This is a genomic window from Chryseobacterium sp. C39-AII1 (genome assembly GCF_039672645.1).
GTDB lineage: Bacteria > Bacteroidota > Bacteroidia > Flavobacteriales > Weeksellaceae > Chryseobacterium.
On the sequence record NZ_JBDFPQ010000004.1, the window covers coordinates 305,805 to 324,136 of the forward strand.

Below are 18,332 nucleotides of genomic sequence, written 5' to 3' on the forward strand. Positions count from 1 at the left end.
GCCTACAATTCTGAAATTTTCTTTCTAAAATACTGATTAGTTTCTACGATAAGCTCGTAATTTGCGCGCTTCAGTCTCTGGCTGATGGAGGATTGAGAAATATTGAATCTCTTTGCCAAATCTTCCTGAGTAATATCTTTATTCATGATCATTTCATGAATAATTTCCGCGGTTGCCATCGTCCAGTTATCAAAATCTTTGGAAGACCATTTTAGTAAAATATTAAGGTCTCTATCCACAGAAGTGCTGGAAGTTTTGATGGAAACGGTGTGTCCGTCGCTTTTCAGGTCGTTCAGTAACCTTCCGGAATGCACGTATGCCGTTCCGTTGGATTCTGTAATTTTTTCAGACGAAAAATTCTCTTCACCGATCCCTATGGCAATTCTTACATCTAAATTTTCCTGACTTTTTATAAGTGATTTTATGGCTAAGAAACGCCAAAAAACGTCGTCTATATTGCATTTGAACTGAAATTCGTCTCCTCTGTAGATTTCCCATGTGCTAGGAGCGCTTCCCCAATTGTCGAGAAGATTTTTAAGCTTGGTAATCCAAACTTCAGTGTCGGCGTGCTGTGAATTTATAATATCTCCGGTAATGACCGCTATCATTTTGCAAATATAAGCATAATTACTTATAAATAAAAAATATAAGCAGAAACACTTATAGATATTAATTATTAGTGAATCTGCTTATATCGATTTTATAATAAAGAGCCTATTTTAGGCTTTTATATGAACTATTTTTTAATAAATTGATACGTCTTGTCATCAAGTTTCAACAAATAAGAACCTGTTGACAGACTTTGAACCGAAATATTTTTTTTGTTTTTGAATGGTAAATTTTCAGAATAAATAACTTTTCCGGAGAAATCAAGTACTTGAGCATTCTCTATATTTTCTACTTTTCCGCTTACAAAAATGTTTTCATTAACTGGATTTGGATAAATTTTAACCTCATCATTTTTAGCTAAAACAACATCTGATGTGGAAAGGACTCCTAGATTCTGGCAGTAATTAATTCCGTAAGAATCCCATTCATTCAAAGAAAACGTAGCCGTAGGATCGCTAATATTTTCTTTTCTATATAAAGAGACATCAGATAATGTAGAAGAGTTAGACTGTCCCTTAGTTCCGATTGCATCTATCGTTGTACTTTTGTATCTCAACTCCAAATATTGGCTTCCTGTAAAAGTTAATTGCGGTGCAGCTGTTACAAATTGAGCTTGGTTTACTGTGTAACAAGAGAAATTAGCCTGACGGTTTAAAACCACAATTGTTTCATTATTCTGGATAGTTCCTTCTAATTCAAAAGGTGCAGGAAAATAATAATTGCTTCCGCTTGGAAACTGAATTGATATCCTGTAATCATTCAAATTCACAGGGTGCCCTGTTTTATTTGTAATTTCTAATCCTTTATTATTGGAAGAACCTTTTAAATATTTTGTAATCATCAAATCTTTAGCATACACATCAGAAGCTAAAGTAGTTGCAGAAACTGTATTGCTCTCCGGAGAATACAAATAACCATTATCATAAGCCTTCACCGTAAAATTATACGTTGTAGAAGGCGTAAGATGATCGATGCTTATTGAATTTCCTTTTGTTGAACCTACCAATGTTCCGTTTTGATACACTTTATAGCCAATCACATCCGTACTTGCACTAGGCGTCCAGCTTAATGTTGTAAAATAGGCACTGTTTTGAGTCACCGTTACATTTGTCGGAACTTGCGGAGCAACTGTATCAGGAGTTTGTCCCCAGATCGCATTTACCCAAGCCGGATTGTCTACAAACGGATTTCTGTTTTTCTGTAAATTGTAAACTGTATTGTTTCTGTCTATTTCCCTTTGAGAAACAGGATCTTGCTGATGCCATTGAAGCAACATAGCGATATATGCGGGATCGAATGCTCTTTCTTCCGTTCCGTCTAACGGATTGGTATCAGAAGCAGGATTTGCACTATTATCATAATTAAATGTTCCTAATTTACCCTCAAATCTTACCGCAAAATACAATAAACTCCTCGCTACATCACCTTTAAATTCGTTAATAGGCTCGTAAACACGTCCCGTATATGGAAATCCTGGAATTGCACTGTTTCCTATTCTCGAAGAATTAGTAAATGTATGATATATTGTAGAACCTACTATTCCGTAAGGATAATTGCTTCTTCTTTGATTAATAAAAGCATCCGTCGGAACAATATAATACAAATCTGAATACATAGGATAATTGCTATAGAATGTACTTTGAGGCATCATATGCTCTCTGTTATACCCCGCTCCTTCCGCAGATGCACTGGTGGGAATATCCGTCGATTGATACTCGTAAGCATCAGGTCCTGTCGGGATTTCAGAATACATATCCAATAACCAAACGGTATTGGTCGCATCATGGTCATAATAAATATCTAAATCTGTTTGGTTATAAAGATTCGGAAGATCACCATAATTCCAGTTGATATTTTTTGTAGAAATAATATCGTGAAGTTTCGATTTTAAGGCGTACCCAGACAATCCTGTTGTTCCATCATAGTATCCTGCAGGTGCCTGAGCCGTAAAATACGATGAAATAAGGATTATTGGAAGTAGAAGTTTTTTCATGCTTTAAAAATTGGGAGGCTAAAATAGTAAATTAATCTACTTAAAGTTCAGTAATTTTTATTAAAAAATCATTAATTTTTAAAATATAAAAAATTGAAAATTAAAGTTTTGCGAATAAAATATTATGGCGTCAATAATTTTTTTGGACGTTTCGGCAATTTGGTTATCTTTGGGAACTAACTATTATCTATATGAATACAGAGACAATTGACAACATCAAAATGATTGCGGAAACAGCAAAAGAATTTGCTGAGAAAAATATTAGACCTAATATTATGGAGTGGGACGAAAGTCAAACGTTTCCAAAAGATCTTTTTCATCAATTAGGAGAAATGGGCTTCATGGGAATCGTAATTCCTGAGCAATATGGTGGTTCTGGTCTTGGTTATCATGAGTATGTTACAATTTTAGATGAAATTTCACAAGTTGATCCTTCAATCGGCCTTTCAGTAGCTGCACACAATTCACTTTGTACCAACCATATTTATGAGTTTGGAAATGAAGAACAAAGACACAGATGGCTTCCTCAGCTAGCTTCCGGAAAAGTAATCGGAGCTTGGGGATTAACAGAGCACAATACAGGCTCGGATTCAGGAGGAATGTCTACTACTGCGGTAAAAGACGGTGACGAATGGATCATCAACGGAGCTAAAAACTTCATCACTCACGCAATTTCTGGAGATATTGCTGTTGTAATGACAAGAACGGGAGAAATTGGTGCTAAAAATAATTCAACCGCTTTTGTGTTGGAAAAAGGAATGGCTGGTTTCACTTCTGGTAAAAAAGAAAACAAGCTTGGAATGAGAGCTTCTGAAACGGCAGAATTAATTTTTGACAACGTTCGTGTTTCTGATGCCAACAGATTAGGTGAAGTTGGAGAAGGTTTCAAACAAGCCATGAAAATTTTGGATGGCGGTAGAATTTCTATCGCGGCTTTAAGTTTAGGAACAGCAAGAGGTGCTTACAAAGCAGCTTTGAAATATGCTAAAGAAAGACACCAGTTCGGAAAATCTATTTCAGAATTCCAGGCTATCAACTTTATGTTAGCAGATATGGCAACAGAAATTGATGCTTCTGAATTATTGATCCAAAGAGCTGCAACATTGAAAAATGCTAAGCAAAAAATGACTAAAGAAGGTGCTATGGCAAAATTATATGCTTCGGAGGCTTGTGTAAGAATTTCAAATAACGCCGTTCAAATCTTCGGAGGGTACGGATATACAAAAGACTTTCCTGCTGAAAAATTCTACAGAGATTCAAAACTTTGCACCATTGGTGAAGGTACTTCTGAGATCCAAAGGCTGGTAATTGGAAGAGATATCACTCAATAATTTATCGTAAGAAAAATTTAGAATTATATTATTAAAACTGAATAACACTCGTATTTTGCGGGTGTTATTTTTTTTACATAAAATATTTACATATGAAATTAATTCAATGTATTGCATAATTATTTAGATTGATTGTCTAAAATTTTCTTAAAAAATTTAGTTTTTCGTAATTAAAATTTATTAGCTTTGATACACCATAATCAAATAATATTTTTATATGAAAAAACAATTATTGATGATTGGAATGCTCTTGATCACGGGCATTTCTTTCGCGCAGACAGACCGTCTTTGGACTGAAGGTAACAGAAAAACCTCTTCAGAAATCTTTGAAAACAAGACGAGCATCAATAATCCTAAAGTTTACAACCTTGATATCAATGGTTTAAAAAGTGTTTTATCAAGAGCCCCTAAAAGATTGGCAGCAGGTGAAAAATCTGAAATCATCATTTCTTTCCCTAATTCTGAAGGAAAAATGGAAAACTTTAAAGTAAGAGAGAATTCTAATTTTGATCCTCAACTGGCGGCTAAATTTCCAGATATCAAATCGTATGTTGGCGAAGGTTTAGATGATCCAAATTCTACGGTTTATTTCAGCGTTTCGCCATTAGGTTTATCATCAATGGAAATTTACGGAGACAAATCTGCGGTTTTTATTGAACCTTATACAAAAGATCTTTCGAGCTATGTAGTTTATAAAAAATCTGACAAAAAAGATGATCTAAATAAATTTGAATGTACCGTAATTGATGTCGCACAAAAAGGCGTGGCGAATGCAAGTAATATTGCTGCAAGACCCAATGCTGATGATGCAAAACTGAGAACATTCAGACTAGCGCTTTCCAGCACTGGAGAATACACAGCCTATTTCGGAGGAACAAAAGCCAACGCTTTAGCCGCAATGAACAACACCATGACCCGCGTAAACGGAGTTTTCGAAAAAGATTTTTCGGCAAGAATGGTTTTAATTGCCAATAACGACGCGGTAATTTATACCAATGCTTCAACAGACCCTTATTCTTCTGCTTCAGGAATGAGTAGTTGGAATTCTCAGTTACAATCAACTTTAACCTCTGTGATTGGTGAAGCAAATTACGATATCGGTCACTTATTCGGGGCTTCAGGCGGCGGTGGAAACGCAGGCTGCATTGGTTGTGTTTGTACAAACGGATCGAAAGGAAGCGGTTACACTTCTCCGGCGGATGCGATTCCATCTGGTGATAATTTCGATATCGATTATGTTGCTCACGAAATGGGACATCAATTCGGAGGAAATCACACTTTTTCTCATGGAAACGAAGGAACAGGTGTAAATATGGAACCAGGCTCCGGATCTACGATCATGGGCTATGCAGGAATCACGAGTCAGGATATTCAGGCGCATTCAGACTCATTCTTCCATGCGATCAGCATTCAGCAAATCACCAATAATATTAAAGCTAAAACTTGCCCGGTAAGTACCAATACAGGAAATTCTATTCCGACAGCAAACGCAGGTTTAGATTATACCATTCCGAAAGGAACTCCATTCATGTTAACAGGAACCGGAACAGATGCCAACGGAGACTCATTAACATACATCTGGGAGCAAATGGACAATGCGTCTTCCTCTCAAACGGGAGCAAGCTCTGCGGCAAGTGCTACAAAAGCATCCGGACCAACTTTCAGATCATGGACTCCACAAACAACACCTGTGAGATATTTCCCAAGAATGGCTTCTATTTTAACAGGTGCAACCACAACGGCAGGTTCAGAAATTACGGTTGAAGCGTTATCAAACGTAGCAAGATCATATAACTTTAGATTTACAGTTCGCGATAACCGAGCTGGCGGTTCTGGAAACAATTCAGATGATGCAGTTATTACAGTAAACGGAACTGCTGGCCCGTTCTCTGTAAGTTCCCAAAATTCAGCAACAACATATGCAGGAGGAAGCTCTCAAACCGTAACATGGAACGTGGCAGGCACTACTGCAAACGGTGTAAATGCAGCGAATGTAGATATTCTTTGGTCTACCAATTCCGGTACAACATGGACTACTTTATTGGCAGGAACTCCAAATGACGGATCTCAAACCGTAACCATTCCGAATGTTTCTACAACAACGGGAAGAATTATGGTAAAAGGTTCGAATCATATCTTTTTTGATGTAAATAATGCCAATATCACCGTAAATGCAGGATCAGGAACATCAGACACGACTGCTCCTACAGCTCCTACCCTTGTTGCTTCAGGAACAACTTCCACAAGCACCAATCTTTCATGGTCTGGCGCAACAGATAACGTTGGCGTTACAGGTTATGACGTATACCAAGGTTCATCATTGATTGGATCAACAGCATCAACATCTTACACTCTAACCAGCTTAAGCCCTTCAACCACTTATAATTTCACAGTAAGAGCAAAAGATGCAGCAGGAAATACTTCTGTTTCCAGCAATTCAGTAAGCGTTACAACCCTTGCAGGAAGCACCGTTTCTTACTGTTCTGCGACTTCTACCAATACAGCTGATGAAAGAATCGGAAACGTGACTTTCGGATCGATTAACAATACTTCGACAGGAACAGCAGGATACGAAAACTTCACTTCTCTTTCAACAAACGTTACGAGAGGAAATTCTTACACGATTTCTGTAACTCCTGTTTGGACTTCTACTAAATATAATGAAGCTTACGCAGTTTACATTGATTATAATGGCGACGGCGACTTTACAGATAGTGGAGAATTAGCCTGGACAAGAACAGGATCAACAGTAAGTCCGGTTACGGGAACAATCGCAATTCCTTCAACTGCAACGCTTGGAAACACAAGAATGAGAGTGATGATGCAGTACAGCTCTGTTCCATCATCTTCTTGCGGATCTTATACGTACGGACAAGTTGAAGATTATACCTTAAATATTGTTTCTTCAGGAAGAGGCGATTTACCAAGTACAAAAGATTTATTGACTGAAATTAAATTATATCCAAATCCGGTAAGAGATATTTTAAACATTTCAAATACGACGAATGAAGATTACAACATCTTCGATATGGGTGGAAAACTAATTAACTCAGGAAAGCTCGACAGAGGTTCCGTAAATGTAGCCAACCTTCCAAAAGGTGCTTACATGATTCAAATCGGAGAAGTCTCTAAGAGATTCATTAAAAACTAAAACTTTAAATTAAACACTAAGCGAAAGGCTGTTCGGAAACGGGCAGTCTTTTTTCATGAGAAATAAGTAAAAGGCAATGAGCAATATTTATCAATCTTTATAAAAAACAAAACAATAAAAACCTAAGCCCTAATTCTTAATATCTAAAACCTAATTTTTATCTTTGCTTCAAATAAAAAATATTCATGGATAAAATTGATAGTCTGAACCAGGTAGCAGAATTCCACACAACCTTTAAAGCCCCTATTTTAGATACTCCCCAAATTCCTTCTGCGGAAAGATGCAATCTTAGAGTTGAACTTTTACAGGAAGAATTAAACGAATTGAAACAAGCCATTGCAGATAATAATATCGTAGAAATTGCTGATGCTTTGTGCGATTTACAATATGTTTTGAGTGGCGCTGTGCTAGAATTCGGACTTGGCAACAAATTTGTAGAGTTGTTCAACGAAGTTCAGCGTTCGAATATGTCTAAAGCCTGCGACAATGAAGAACAGGCAGAAGAAACGGTTGAATTTTATAAAGCGAAAGATGTAGAATCTTTTTATGAAAAATCTGGTGAAAAATTTAATGTTTACAGAACAGCAGACCATAAAGTATTAAAAAATAAATATTACTCTCCTGCCGATCTGAAAACGATTATCGAAAAATAGTATGAAAAAATTTATTACAAATATTGTTACTTTTTCCGCGTTATTTCTGGCAACACAACAGGTAAGCGCTCAAAAAGTAGTGGTAAACCGCGAAGTGGAAACTACCAACGATGGTAAAATGCTTTTAGGGAATCAGCTTAAGTCTCAATTTTCTAAAGAACCTTATTCTGAATGGTACACAAAAGAGCACGATGAATATGCTTTAGACCAAAAAGCAATTGCTGAATTAAAAAAGGCAAAATTCAATTCTTACGATGTTGTGGTTTTCATGGGAACGTGGTGTGAAGACAGCCACAGAGATTTCCCTAGGCTAATGAGAATTCTGGATGAATTAAGATATCCTGAAAATAAATTAACCATCATTGCTGTAAATCGCAAAAAAGAATCTCCATCGGGCGAAGAAGGTCTTTATAATATTCAGAAAGTACCGACAATTATTGTAAAAAAATACAATAAAGAGATCGGAAGAATTATAGAAATGCCCACAACCGGATACATCGAAAGAGATTTGGTTGAGATTATGAAAAAGGACGATTCATCGGTAATTAAAGAAATATTTAAACTGTAAATATTGAGAAATTATAAAATCATAGCATCATTTTTTGCAGGCGCAGGTATTGTTCTGCTTTTATTTTTTGGAGTGAAATCATGCTTTAATCTTGGCGGGAAAAGCGAAAAGTCGGATTATTATATTTTGACAAACCAGATTTCCAAAATGAATAAGCTGGTAGTTATTGAGCAGAATACCTCTTCTATGCAAAAAACCAAAATGGGACTGGAGTTTTTCGGAAAAGAAGTGACAAGCAACAGCATTATCACGTACACAAAAACGAACGCTCAGGTTTCTTATGATTTAAATAAAATGAAAATTGAGGTTGATTCTATCAATAAAAAATTGATTATCACAGAATTACCCAATGCCGATATCAGAATCACGCCGAGTGTCGAAATTCAATCTATGGACGATTCTTTTATCAACAGAATTTCTGAGAAAGACATTAAAAATGTAACGCAAAAAGCCAAAACAGCTGCCATTAACTCTATCAATCAAAATAAATTAAGAGACGAAGGCCATAAACAATTACTGGAAAATCTTAATAATATTTTCGTTTTGGCAAAGGCTTTAGATTATAAGATTGAAGATCAGACAGGAAAAATCGGAATCTTAGGGCTTTAAAAATTTTCTTTTTGGCAAACACTTTGAATAACTTAAAGCATAAAATGTAAGTTATGAACATCAAAGGAAATGACAAAAAGAAAGAATCTGCAAACAGCGCAGAAACAAAAAAGCAGAATCAGGATTTTCAGAATATTCCTTCATCATCAGAAAAAACAAATCCGCCGGATGTAGAAAAGAAGGACGTTCAGAAATCTTCGAAAAACAAGTCGGGAAAAACCGACAATACAGAAGAATAAATACCAAAATAAAAAGGTTCGGTTTCGTTGAAGCTGAACCTTTTTATTAGAAAAATATACAAATAAAAGTCAACCAAAATTGGGAAAAGTGAATGATCATCAATTCGCTTCGCTCGTGATCTATCTATGGACTATCTAATTAACTAACTTACTCACGAAGCAAAATTGACAATTCACTTTTTATTAAACGATCGTGGATTTTCCGAGCTTTACATTTTCAAAATTGTAATATGATTTTTCGGAATATTTAATATAATCTGCGATAAAACTTCCCACCTCACTCGTAGAATAAGGTTGCTGGGAATTCAGATCCATGGTAACATATTTATTTTCGATTGCATGCTCTACAGACGCTCTTAATTTTTCTGCAGCATGATCTAGTTTTAAATAATCAAGCATCATTGCGGTGCTCAAAATAGAAGCAATAGGATTGGCAATTCCCTTTCCTTTTGCCTGCGGATAAGAACCATGAATAGGCTCAAACATCGCATTTTCATTTCCAATCGAAGCGGAAGGGAGCAACCCAATCGAACCTCCAATTACACTCGCTTCGTCGGAAATAATATCTCCAAACATATTTTCTGTAACAATGACATCAAACTGTTTAGGATTTAAGATCAACTGCATCGCTGCATTATCTACAAACATAAAATCCAGCTCAACATCAGGATATTCTGTGGCAATCTCTTTACACACTTTTCTCCATAATCTTGAAGTATCCAAAACGTTGGCCTTGTCGATTAATGTTAATTTTTTTCTTCTTTTTTGCGCTTCCTGAAAAGCCATGTGAACGATAGGCGCAATTTCATCACGGTTGTATTTACAAATATCATAAGCATAACCTGCCTCTTCGTCTGTAAATTTTTCACCAAAATAAATTCCGCTTACCAATTCCCTGAAAATCTGAATATCTGTTCCTTCAATAATTTCTCTTTTTAAAGGACTTTTTTCAATCAAAGAATTAAAAGTTTTCAAAGGTCTGATATTAGCAAAAAGCCCTAACTCTTTACGAAGTTTCAACAAACCTTGTTCAGGACGCACTTTTGCATCCGGATTATTATCAAAAGACGGATCACCAATTGCACCAAAAAGCACCGCATCAGATTCTTTACAGATCGCTAAGGTTTCATCCGGCAAAGGATTTCCTGTCTTAAAAATCGCTTCTGCACCAGCCAAACCATATTTAAATTCAAATTTATAATGAAATGCTTCTGCAATTGCATCTAAAATTTTAATGCTTTCATTTACAACCTCTGGCCCGATTCCGTCTCCCGGAAGAACGGCAATTTTAAAATCAGTTTTCATATACTTTATGTGTTTTTAGTTCAAATTCTTGGATCGCCTGTTTTCTGCTAATTAAAAAGTCGATATCATCGTAACCATTCATCAGACATATTTTTTTATAAGAATCAATTTCAAAACTCTCCGCTTTATCATTGAAGGTAATTACCTGTTTTTCAACATCTACTAAAATTTCTTTTTCAGGATTTTCGGTGATGTCATTTAAAATTTCTTTCAAAAATTCTTCAGAAACTTTTACGGGCAACAAACCGTTATTCAAAGCATTCCCTTTAAAAATATCTGCAAAGAAACTGGAAACAACCACTCTGAAACCATAATCCGTCAACGACCAAGCCGCATGTTCACGACTACTTCCGCAACCGAAATTATTTCCGGCAACTAAAATTTCACCGCTGTATTTTGGATTATTTAAAACAAAATCAGAGTTCGGCTCATTTGTATGAACATTGTATCTCCAATCTCTGAAAAGATTATCTCCAAAGCCGTTTTTATCAATACTTTTTAAAAATCTAGCCGGGATAATCTGGTCTGTATCTATATTTTCTACCGGCAAAGGAATTGCTCGGGATTTTATAATGACTAATTTTTGCATTTTTTTATATCTATTAAGATGTGATGGTGAATTTTGCTTTGCAAGTCAATGGTGAATTTTTTTAACAATTTTAAATTGACAATTGACTTTTCACTTATGAAATAAAATTCACTTTTAAATTTAATTTTCCAAAACCGAAATCTTCCCTTCAATCGCTACTTTCGCAGCCGTTAACGGACTTGCCAAAATTGTTCTTGCACCTTGCCCTTGCCTTCCTTCAAAATTCCTATTCGAAGTCGAAACACAATATTCACCTTCTGGAATTTTATCATCATTCATCGCCAGACACGCCGAACACCCCGGTTGTCTGATCTGAAAACCAGCTTCTTTGAAAATTTTATCTAAACCTTCCTCTAAAATCTGCTTTACGACCTGCTGAGAACCCGGAACAATTAAAGCCTGAACATGTTGCGATTTTGTTTTACCTTTAATATAATTCGCCGCAGAACGGAAATCTTCGATTCTTGCATTCGTACAACTTCCAATGAAAACATAATTAACTTTGATATCAGAAAGCGCCTGTCCGGCTTGTAAACCCATGTATTTCAAAGCCTTTTCTTCAGATTCATTCTGCGGACTCGGAATATTTTGATGAATTGAAATTCCCATTCCTGGGTTTGTTCCGTACGTAACCATCGGATAAATATCGGAAGCATCAAAAGTAAATTCTGCATCAAAAATAGCTTCATAGTCTGTTTTCAAGGTTTTCCAATACCCTACTTTTTCTTCCCATTCTTCATCTTTTGGCGCAAAAGTTCTGCCTTTAACATAATTGAAAGTCGTTTCATCGGGAGCAATCATTCCGCCACGAGCGCCCATTTCGATGCTCATATTGCAAACCGTCATTCGACCTTCCATCGACATTTCTTCGAAAACATTTCCGGCATATTCGCAGAAATAACCTGTTCCGCCATCGGTCCCGACTTTTGAAATGATGTATAAAATCACATCTTTTGGCTGAACATTTTTATTTAATTGACCATTTACGGTAATTCTCATCGACTTTGGCTTGTTCAGCAACAAGCACTGACTTGCAAAAACCTGCGCCACCTGACTTGTTCCAATTCCAAAAGCAATAGAACCAAAAGCGCCGTGCGTAGAAGTGTGACTGTCGCCACAAACAATACTCATTCCGGGTTGTGTAACGCCTAATTCCGGAGCAATGATATGAACAATACCTTGATATTGATGTCCTAAACCGTACAGTTCAATATTATTTTTCTTACAATTCTCTGTTAGCTGCTCAACTTGGTTTCTTGAAGAATCATCGCGAATAGGCTTATCCTGATCCAACGTCGGGACATTGTGATCGGCTGTCGCAACAATTTGTTTCGGTCTGAAAATTTCAAGATTTCTGGATTCTAATTCTGCAAAAGCCTGTGGGCTTGTCACTTCGTGAATCAGATGTTTGTCAATGTATATAATTTGAGGCCCGTCTGGAATCGTTTCCACAACGTGTGCGTCCCAAACTTTATCAAAAAGTGTTTTTTTAGTACTTCCCATTTTAATTTTAATTGAAAATCAATCCTTCTATCCTATTTTTCTCGTCACTTTATCAATGATTATACTTAAATCATCATTGTTTACTTCTTTTTTACTGTCGGCGATTTTCAAAAACTCCTGATATAAGAAGTCCAATTCGTTTTTAGTCACCTCAAAACCAATATGTTTGAATCTGTAAGCCAATGCGGAACGTCCGCTTCTTGCCGTCAAAACAATTGTTGAAGCATTTACGCCCACTTCTGCCGGATCAATAATTTCGTATGTTTCTCTGTTTTTGATAACTCCATCCTGATGAATTCCAGAACTGTGCGCAAAAGCATTTGCTCCCACAATTGCCTTATTAGGCTGAACAGCCATTCCCATCAGATCAGAAACCAAAATACTCATGGGGTTGAGCATTTTGGATTGCACATCAGTATGTAATTTTAAATGCGGATGCTGTTTTAAAATCATCACAACCTCTTCCAAAGCTGTATTTCCAGCTCTTTCGCCGAGGCCGTTGATTGTACATTCGATTTGTCTTGCCCCGTTGATCACGCCGGCAATAGAATTTGCGGTTGCCATTCCCAAATCGTTATGACAGTGACAAGACAAGATTACCTTGTCAATGCCAGTTACATTTTCTCTCAAATATTTAATTTTTGCTCCGTATTCTTCAGGCAGGCAATATCCCGTAGTATCGGGAATATTCAAAACAGTAGCCCCTGCCTTAATAACAGCTTCACAAACTTTTGCTAAATAATCATTATCGGTTCTTCCGGCATCTTCAGCGTAAAATTCTACATCTTCAACAAAAGTTTTAGCATATTTTACAGTCTGAACCGCCCTTTCGATAATATCTTCTCTATTCGAATTGAATTTAAATTTAATATGAGAATCTGAAGTTCCGATTCCTGTATGAATTCTAGGTCTTTTGGCAAATCTTAGAGCTTCTGCCGCGGTATCAATATCTTTTTGATTGGCTCTCGTTAAACCGCAAACCTTTGCATTTTTTACTAATTTTGAAATTTCCGAAACGGAATGAAAATCTCCGGGACTCGAAATCGGGAAACCTGCTTCGATTACATCTACCCCCAGCTCATCAAGTTTTTCGGCAATAATTAATTTTTGTTCTGTATTTAATTTACAACCTGGAACTTGCTCTCCATCACGTAACGTGGTATCAAAAATTTCGACTTTTTCGGAATTCATAATGAAGTTTTTTACTTAATTTTGATTCAAAACTAGAAAGATGAAATGTTTTTTCATTTTTCACTTTTATAAAAATTACAATACTCAAAATATTGAAAATTCACTACAAAAAACTGATTAACAGTATTTTAAATTACATAAATTTACAATGGCAGAATTGCATAAAGATTTTTTATTTGTATTAATTAAGTCGTTAACGACCTCCGAAAAAAGACAATTCAAGCTGTATGTAAACCGTCTTGGAATAAATGTAGATGCCAAATTTCTGCTCTTATTTTCCGAGCTTGATAAAATGAAGGAATATGATGAAAACATCATCATCGACAAGAAGATTTCTACCAAACAACAATTATCAAACCTGAAAGCTCATCTTTACAAACAAATTTTGGTGAGTTTAAGAATGAACCCGAGCCATCAGAATTATAGAATACAATTGCGCGAACAGCTTGATTTTGCGAATATTTTATATCAAAAAGGACTTTACAAACAGGCTTTAAAAATTTTAGACAAAACCAAACAGACTGCTTTAGAATTAGACGAAAAAAGTATTGCTTTAGAAATTATTGATTTAGAAAAAGTGATTGAATCCCAATTCATTACGCGAAGTGTTGAAGGTCGCGCCGATGAATTGATAAAGCAATCAACAGAAATCAGCAAGCAAAATCATTACGCAACAGAATTATCCAATCTTTCATTGAAATTGTACAGCGAAATGCTGACGCATGGTTATGTAAAAAATGATGAAGATCGAGCCGAAATCATGGAAATTTTTAATGCTCAGATTCAAAAAATTAATTTTGAAAAACTGAATTTTACGGAGAAATTATGGTATTTTAAAGCTCATGTTTGGAAAAACCAGTTGCTTCAAGAATATAAATATACGCTGAAGTACGCTTTTCAATGGGTTGATTTATTTCACAAAAATCCGGAAATGATCGTAAGTCATCCCGTTTGGTACATTAAAGGCAATACTTATCTTTTAAAAATTCTTTTTTTATATGGAAATATCGACATTTTAGAAAATAGTTTTAAGGATTTCAATGAAGTTGTTTACTCTTCAAGCTTTGCTCAAAATGAAAATTTACAATCGCTTGTTTTTCTGACACATTACAATACTTTAATGAATATTCACTTTGTGAAGGGTGAATTCTTTTCCGGCTCAAAACTGATTCCCGAAATAGAGCTAAAAATGGAAAGACTTCGCGATAAAATCGATGAGCATCATTTTATGATTTTGTACTTAAAAATGGCAGCGATGTTTTTTGGAAGTAAGAAGTTTAAAGAGTCGATAAAGTATTCGTTAAAAGTAATTGAATCCAAAGGAAATGTGCAGGAAGATCTATTATTCCACACAAGGATTTTGATTTTAATGGCAAAACATGAGTCCGGAAATGATGAAGATTATGATGAATTTATTAAAGCTACTTTAAAGTTTGCTAAAAAAATGAAAAAGCCTGATGATTTTCACTTTGAAAGCATTCAATTCTTTAAAAATTTAAACAATTTACTTCCCAATAAGCAGCTGGAAGCCTTTAAGGAATTTGATAAAAAGCTTGAGATTTTCTCTGAAAACGAATACTACAGAAGATCATTATTTTATATTGATATCCACGGTTGGGTAAAATCTAAAGTGAGAAATGTGGATGTAATTGAAATTATTAAGGAAAAAGTAAGGTATAAAAGAAAGCATTAACCTAATTTAACTTATTCATAATTAGACCGTTGATTGTTTTCCAATTTTTAAAAACGTTTTAATTCAATTTTTAGTATTAAATATCGCTTCAAATAGACATGAATGTAGTATTTTAAATAAAAATTCCGTATTTTTGCATCTTAAAATTTCTTAGTAAACAATGATAAAAATTACACTTCCAGACAGTAGTGTCAAAGAATTCGAGGCGGGAGTTACTCCGCTAGATGTGGCAAAATCTATAAGCGAGGGATTGGCTAGAAACACCATTTCCGCAGTTGTTAATGACAAACAAGTAGAGACGACCACGCCTATAACCACGGATTCTACGGTACAATTGTTAACATGGAATGATGATCTTGGAAAGAAAGCTTTTTGGCATTCTTCAGCCCACCTTTTGGCGCAGGCGATCCTTGAGTTTTATCCTAATGCTAAGTTGACAATCGGTCCTGCCATCGAAAAAGGATTCTATTATGACGTAGATTTCGGTGACGAAAGCTTATCTGATAAAGATTTCGAAAAGATTGAAAAAAAGGTTTTAGAAAATGCTAAAAAAGGATCTACATTCTCTTTATATCCGGTTTCTAAAGAAGAAGCTCTAAAAGTGTATGCAGACAATCCTTATAAAGTGGAATTGATTTCTAATCTTAATGATGGAGAAATCACTTTCGTTACACACGATGATTTCACAGATCTTTGTCGTGGAGGGCACATTCCGAATACGAGTATTGTAAAGGCTATGAAGATTTTGAATGCAGCCGGAGCATACTGGAGAGGAAACGAAAAAAATCCTCAGTTAACTAGAGTTTATGGTATTTCTTTCCCAAAACAGAAAGATTTAACAGAATATCTTGAACTTTTAGAAGAAGCTAAAAAGAGAGACCACAGAAAATTAGGTAAAGAATTAGGAATTTTCGCTTTCTCTGAAAAAGTAGGTCAGGGTTTACCTTTATGGTTACCAAAGGGAGCTGCTTTAAGAAAAAAATTAGAGAATTTCCTTTCTGAAGCTCAGAAAAAAGCAGGTTACGAGTTTGTAATTTCTCCGCACATCGGAGCAAAAGAATTATATGTAACTTCTGGCCACTGGGATAAATATGGAGCAGACAGCTTCCAGCCTATTAAAACTCCAAATGAAGGAGAAGAATTTATGCTGAAGCCAATGAACTGTCCGCATCACTGTGAAATTTACAAAACTTCACAATGGAGCTACAGAGATTTGCCTAAAAGATATGCGGAATTTGGTACAGTTTACAGATATGAGCAAAGTGGTGAGCTTCACGGTTTAACGAGAGTTCGTGGATTTACTCAGGATGATGCGCATTTGTTCTGTACTCCGGATCAGTTGATGGATGAATTTAAGAAAACGATCGATTTGGTTCTTTATGTTTTCGGTTCATTAGGTTTTGCGGATTTTACAGCTCAGATTTCACTAAGAGATCCTGAAAATAAAGAAAAATACATCGGAACTGAGGAAAACTGGGAGAAAGCAGAAAATGCAATCGTAACTGCAGCAACTGAAAAAGGTTTAAATACAGTTACGGAATATGGCGAAGCTGCATTCTACGGTCCTAAGCTGGATTTCATGGTGAAAGATGCCTTGGGTAGAAAATGGCAACTTGGAACAATTCAGGTTGATTATAACTTACCTGAAAGATTCGATCTTTGGTACACAGGAAGCGATGGTGAAAAGCACAGACCGGTAATGATTCACAGAGCGCCGTTTGGTTCTATGGAAAGATTCATTGCGATTCTTATCGAGAATACAGCGGGAGATTTCCCATTGTGGCTGGCTCCGGATCAGTTTATCATCTTGCCAATCAGTGAGAAATATGTAGATTATGCTAAAAAAGTTTCTCAATTATTGGAAAATCACGATATTAGCGGATTAATTGACGACAGAAACGAAAAGACGGGTAAAAAGATCCGTGATGCAGAATTGAAGAAAATTCCATTTATGATTGTAGTGGGAGAAAATGAAGAAAACGATGGTACAATTTCTGTAAGAAGACGTGGGGAAGGTGATTTAGGAGTAATGAAAATTGAAGATTTCGTTACTTATTTTAAAGAACAGTCAAAAACAGGATTTGAGTTTAATGCTTAAATCTGAAAAAAATATCATTCTGAATACATTTTAAAAATTAATTTTTATTCAGAATGATTGATAAAAAATAGAAAGTTAACCAATAAAATTATAATACAATAGCACAAAGATTTAACAACAGGGGCCCACAAAGACGTCCTGTACAGGAGGACTTACACTTGATCAACGATAAAATTCGTGTGAGAGAGCTTCGTTTGGTGGGCGATAACGTAGAGCCGGGAATTTACCCAATCGACAAAGCAAGACAAATTGCTGCGGAACAAGAACTTGATTTGGTAGTAATTTCTGATAAGGCTGAACCTTTTATTGCAAGAGTATTGGAATACAAAAAATTCTTGTATGAGCAAAAGAAAAAGCAGAAGGAACTAAAAGCTAAGCAGGTAAAAGTAGTCGTAAAAGAAATTCGTTTTGGTCCTCAGACAGATGATCACGATTATGAATTCAAGAAGAAGCATGCTGAAAAATTCCTTGAAGAAGGTTCAAAATTAAAGACCTACGTATTTTTTAAAGGGCGTTCGATTATCTTTAAAGACCAAGGAGAAATCTTACTTCTAAAACTGGCTCAGGAACTAGAGCACGTTGGAAAAGTAGATCAGCTTCCTAAGCTTGAAGGAAAAAGAATGATTATGATGATGAGTCCTAAAAAACCAGCTAAATAAGCATAATGGCGGTCTTCCCGTCAACTTTACAATATTAAACCTCAAATTACTTTGAGGTTTTTTGTTTTTAAGATTATCATAAAATTTTAGAAGCTATTTCCAGCTATCCACTCATACTCCTCGCTCAATGCTTTTGCCATT

General features: G+C 35.6%; 15 protein-coding genes. 9 read left to right on the forward strand and 6 right to left on the reverse strand.

Features of this window, described 5'->3' with window-relative positions; translation table 11 throughout:
* Positions 1–2: 2 nt before the first annotated feature.
* Complete coding sequence (locus ABEG63_RS09475) at positions 3–608, reverse strand: SatD family protein (RefSeq protein ID WP_267403222.1); 606 nt, start codon at positions 606–608, stop codon at positions 3–5.
* A gap of 128 nt (positions 609–736) precedes the next feature.
* Entirely contained in the window at positions 737–2,602 is a 1,866-nt protein-coding gene (locus ABEG63_RS09480; protein WP_346584305.1) for an endonuclease, read from the reverse strand.
* Positions 2,603–2,793: 191 nt separating this feature from the next.
* Here ABEG63_RS09480 and ABEG63_RS09485 point away from each other — a divergent pair, with 191 nt between their 5' ends.
* From ABEG63_RS09485 to ABEG63_RS09510, 6 genes are all read left to right on the forward strand, one after another.
* On the forward strand, positions 2,794–3,933 hold the full coding sequence (locus ABEG63_RS09485) for an acyl-CoA dehydrogenase family protein (RefSeq protein ID WP_346584306.1): 1,140 nt from the start codon (positions 2,794–2,796) through the stop codon (positions 3,931–3,933).
* 217 nt (positions 3,934–4,150) lie between these two features.
* Complete coding sequence (locus ABEG63_RS09490) at positions 4,151–7,084, forward strand: reprolysin-like metallopeptidase (protein WP_346584307.1); 2,934 nt, start codon at positions 4,151–4,153, stop codon at positions 7,082–7,084.
* Positions 7,085–7,269: 185 nt separating this feature from the next.
* Positions 7,270–7,737 carry a nucleoside triphosphate pyrophosphohydrolase family protein gene (locus tag ABEG63_RS09495; RefSeq protein ID WP_346584308.1) on the forward strand — a complete coding sequence of 156 codons (468 nt, stop codon included), beginning with the start codon at positions 7,270–7,272 and terminating at the stop codon, positions 7,735–7,737.
* 1 nt (position 7,738) lies between these two features.
* Complete coding sequence (locus tag ABEG63_RS09500) at positions 7,739–8,305, forward strand: thioredoxin family protein (RefSeq protein ID WP_346584309.1); 567 nt, start codon at positions 7,739–7,741, stop codon at positions 8,303–8,305.
* 3 nt (positions 8,306–8,308) lie between these two features.
* Positions 8,309–8,914 carry a DUF4230 domain-containing protein gene (locus ABEG63_RS09505; protein WP_346584310.1) on the forward strand — a complete coding sequence of 202 codons (606 nt, stop codon included), beginning with the start codon at positions 8,309–8,311 and terminating at the stop codon, positions 8,912–8,914.
* A gap of 53 nt (positions 8,915–8,967) precedes the next feature.
* Positions 8,968–9,153 carry a hypothetical protein gene (locus ABEG63_RS09510; protein ID WP_267403229.1) on the forward strand — a complete coding sequence of 62 codons (186 nt, stop codon included), beginning with the start codon at positions 8,968–8,970 and terminating at the stop codon, positions 9,151–9,153.
* Positions 9,154–9,336: 183 nt separating this feature from the next.
* Here the strand turns inward: ABEG63_RS09510 and leuB are convergent, their stop codons facing one another.
* The 4 genes from leuB to ABEG63_RS09530 form a co-directional block, all read right to left on the reverse strand.
* Positions 9,337–10,458, reverse strand: coding sequence for a 3-isopropylmalate dehydrogenase (gene leuB / locus ABEG63_RS09515; protein ID WP_346584311.1), 1,122 nt, complete (start codon positions 10,456–10,458; stop codon positions 9,337–9,339).
* Entirely contained in the window at positions 10,448–11,047 is a 600-nt protein-coding gene (gene leuD, locus ABEG63_RS09520; protein ID WP_346584312.1) for a 3-isopropylmalate dehydratase small subunit, read from the reverse strand. The genes leuB and leuD overlap by 11 nt, the downstream gene beginning before the upstream one ends.
* A 120-nt stretch (positions 11,048–11,167) precedes the next feature.
* Positions 11,168–12,550 carry a 3-isopropylmalate dehydratase large subunit gene (gene leuC, locus ABEG63_RS09525; RefSeq protein ID WP_346584313.1) on the reverse strand — a complete coding sequence of 461 codons (1,383 nt, stop codon included), beginning with the start codon at positions 12,548–12,550 and terminating at the stop codon, positions 11,168–11,170.
* 27 nt (positions 12,551–12,577) lie between these two features.
* Positions 12,578–13,741 (reverse strand): 2-isopropylmalate synthase, encoded by a 1,164-nt coding sequence (locus ABEG63_RS09530; protein ID WP_346584314.1) that lies wholly within the window; start codon positions 13,739–13,741, stop codon positions 12,578–12,580.
* A 148-nt stretch (positions 13,742–13,889) separates the two neighbouring features.
* Here ABEG63_RS09530 and ABEG63_RS09535 point away from each other — a divergent pair, with 148 nt between their 5' ends.
* From ABEG63_RS09535 to infC, 3 genes are all read left to right on the forward strand, one after another.
* Positions 13,890–15,434, forward strand: a complete 1,545-nt coding sequence (locus ABEG63_RS09535) for a hypothetical protein (RefSeq protein ID WP_346584315.1) — start codon at positions 13,890–13,892, stop codon at positions 15,432–15,434.
* Between the two features lie 160 nt (positions 15,435–15,594).
* Positions 15,595–17,532 (forward strand): threonine--tRNA ligase, encoded by a 1,938-nt coding sequence (gene thrS / locus ABEG63_RS09540; RefSeq protein WP_346584316.1) that lies wholly within the window; start codon positions 15,595–15,597, stop codon positions 17,530–17,532.
* Between the two features lie 158 nt (positions 17,533–17,690).
* Positions 17,691–18,191: a translation initiation factor IF-3 gene (gene infC, locus ABEG63_RS09545; RefSeq protein WP_027372223.1), complete on the forward strand. Its 501-nt coding sequence runs from the start codon at positions 17,691–17,693 to the stop codon at positions 18,189–18,191.
* Positions 18,192–18,332 lie beyond the last annotated feature (141 nt).

Coding starts and splice junctions, on each gene's coding strand:
- ABEG63_RS09530 (WP_346584314.1), bottom strand. CDS start 13,741: ATGAATTCCGAAAAAGTCGAAATTTTTGATACCACGTTACGTGATGGA.
- ABEG63_RS09510 (WP_267403229.1), top strand. CDS start 8,968: ATGAACATCAAAGGAAATGACAAAAAGAAAGAATCTGCAAACAGCGCA.
- ABEG63_RS09535 (WP_346584315.1), top strand. CDS start 13,890: ATGGCAGAATTGCATAAAGATTTTTTATTTGTATTAATTAAGTCGTTA.
- ABEG63_RS09475 (WP_267403222.1), bottom strand. CDS start 608: ATGATAGCGGTCATTACCGGAGATATTATAAATTCACAGCACGCCGAC.
- ABEG63_RS09485 (WP_346584306.1), top strand. CDS start 2,794: ATGAATACAGAGACAATTGACAACATCAAAATGATTGCGGAAACAGCA.
- ABEG63_RS09500 (WP_346584309.1), top strand. CDS start 7,739: ATGAAAAAATTTATTACAAATATTGTTACTTTTTCCGCGTTATTTCTG.
- ABEG63_RS09495 (WP_346584308.1), top strand. CDS start 7,270: ATGGATAAAATTGATAGTCTGAACCAGGTAGCAGAATTCCACACAACC.
- ABEG63_RS09490 (WP_346584307.1), top strand. CDS start 4,151: ATGAAAAAACAATTATTGATGATTGGAATGCTCTTGATCACGGGCATT.
- leuB (WP_346584311.1), bottom strand. CDS start 10,458: ATGAAAACTGATTTTAAAATTGCCGTTCTTCCGGGAGACGGAATCGGG.
- leuC (WP_346584313.1), bottom strand. CDS start 12,550: ATGGGAAGTACTAAAAAAACACTTTTTGATAAAGTTTGGGACGCACAC.
- leuD (WP_346584312.1), bottom strand. CDS start 11,047: ATGCAAAAATTAGTCATTATAAAATCCCGAGCAATTCCTTTGCCGGTA.
- ABEG63_RS09480 (WP_346584305.1), bottom strand. CDS start 2,602: ATGAAAAAACTTCTACTTCCAATAATCCTTATTTCATCGTATTTTACG.
- thrS (WP_346584316.1), top strand. CDS start 15,595: ATGATAAAAATTACACTTCCAGACAGTAGTGTCAAAGAATTCGAGGCG.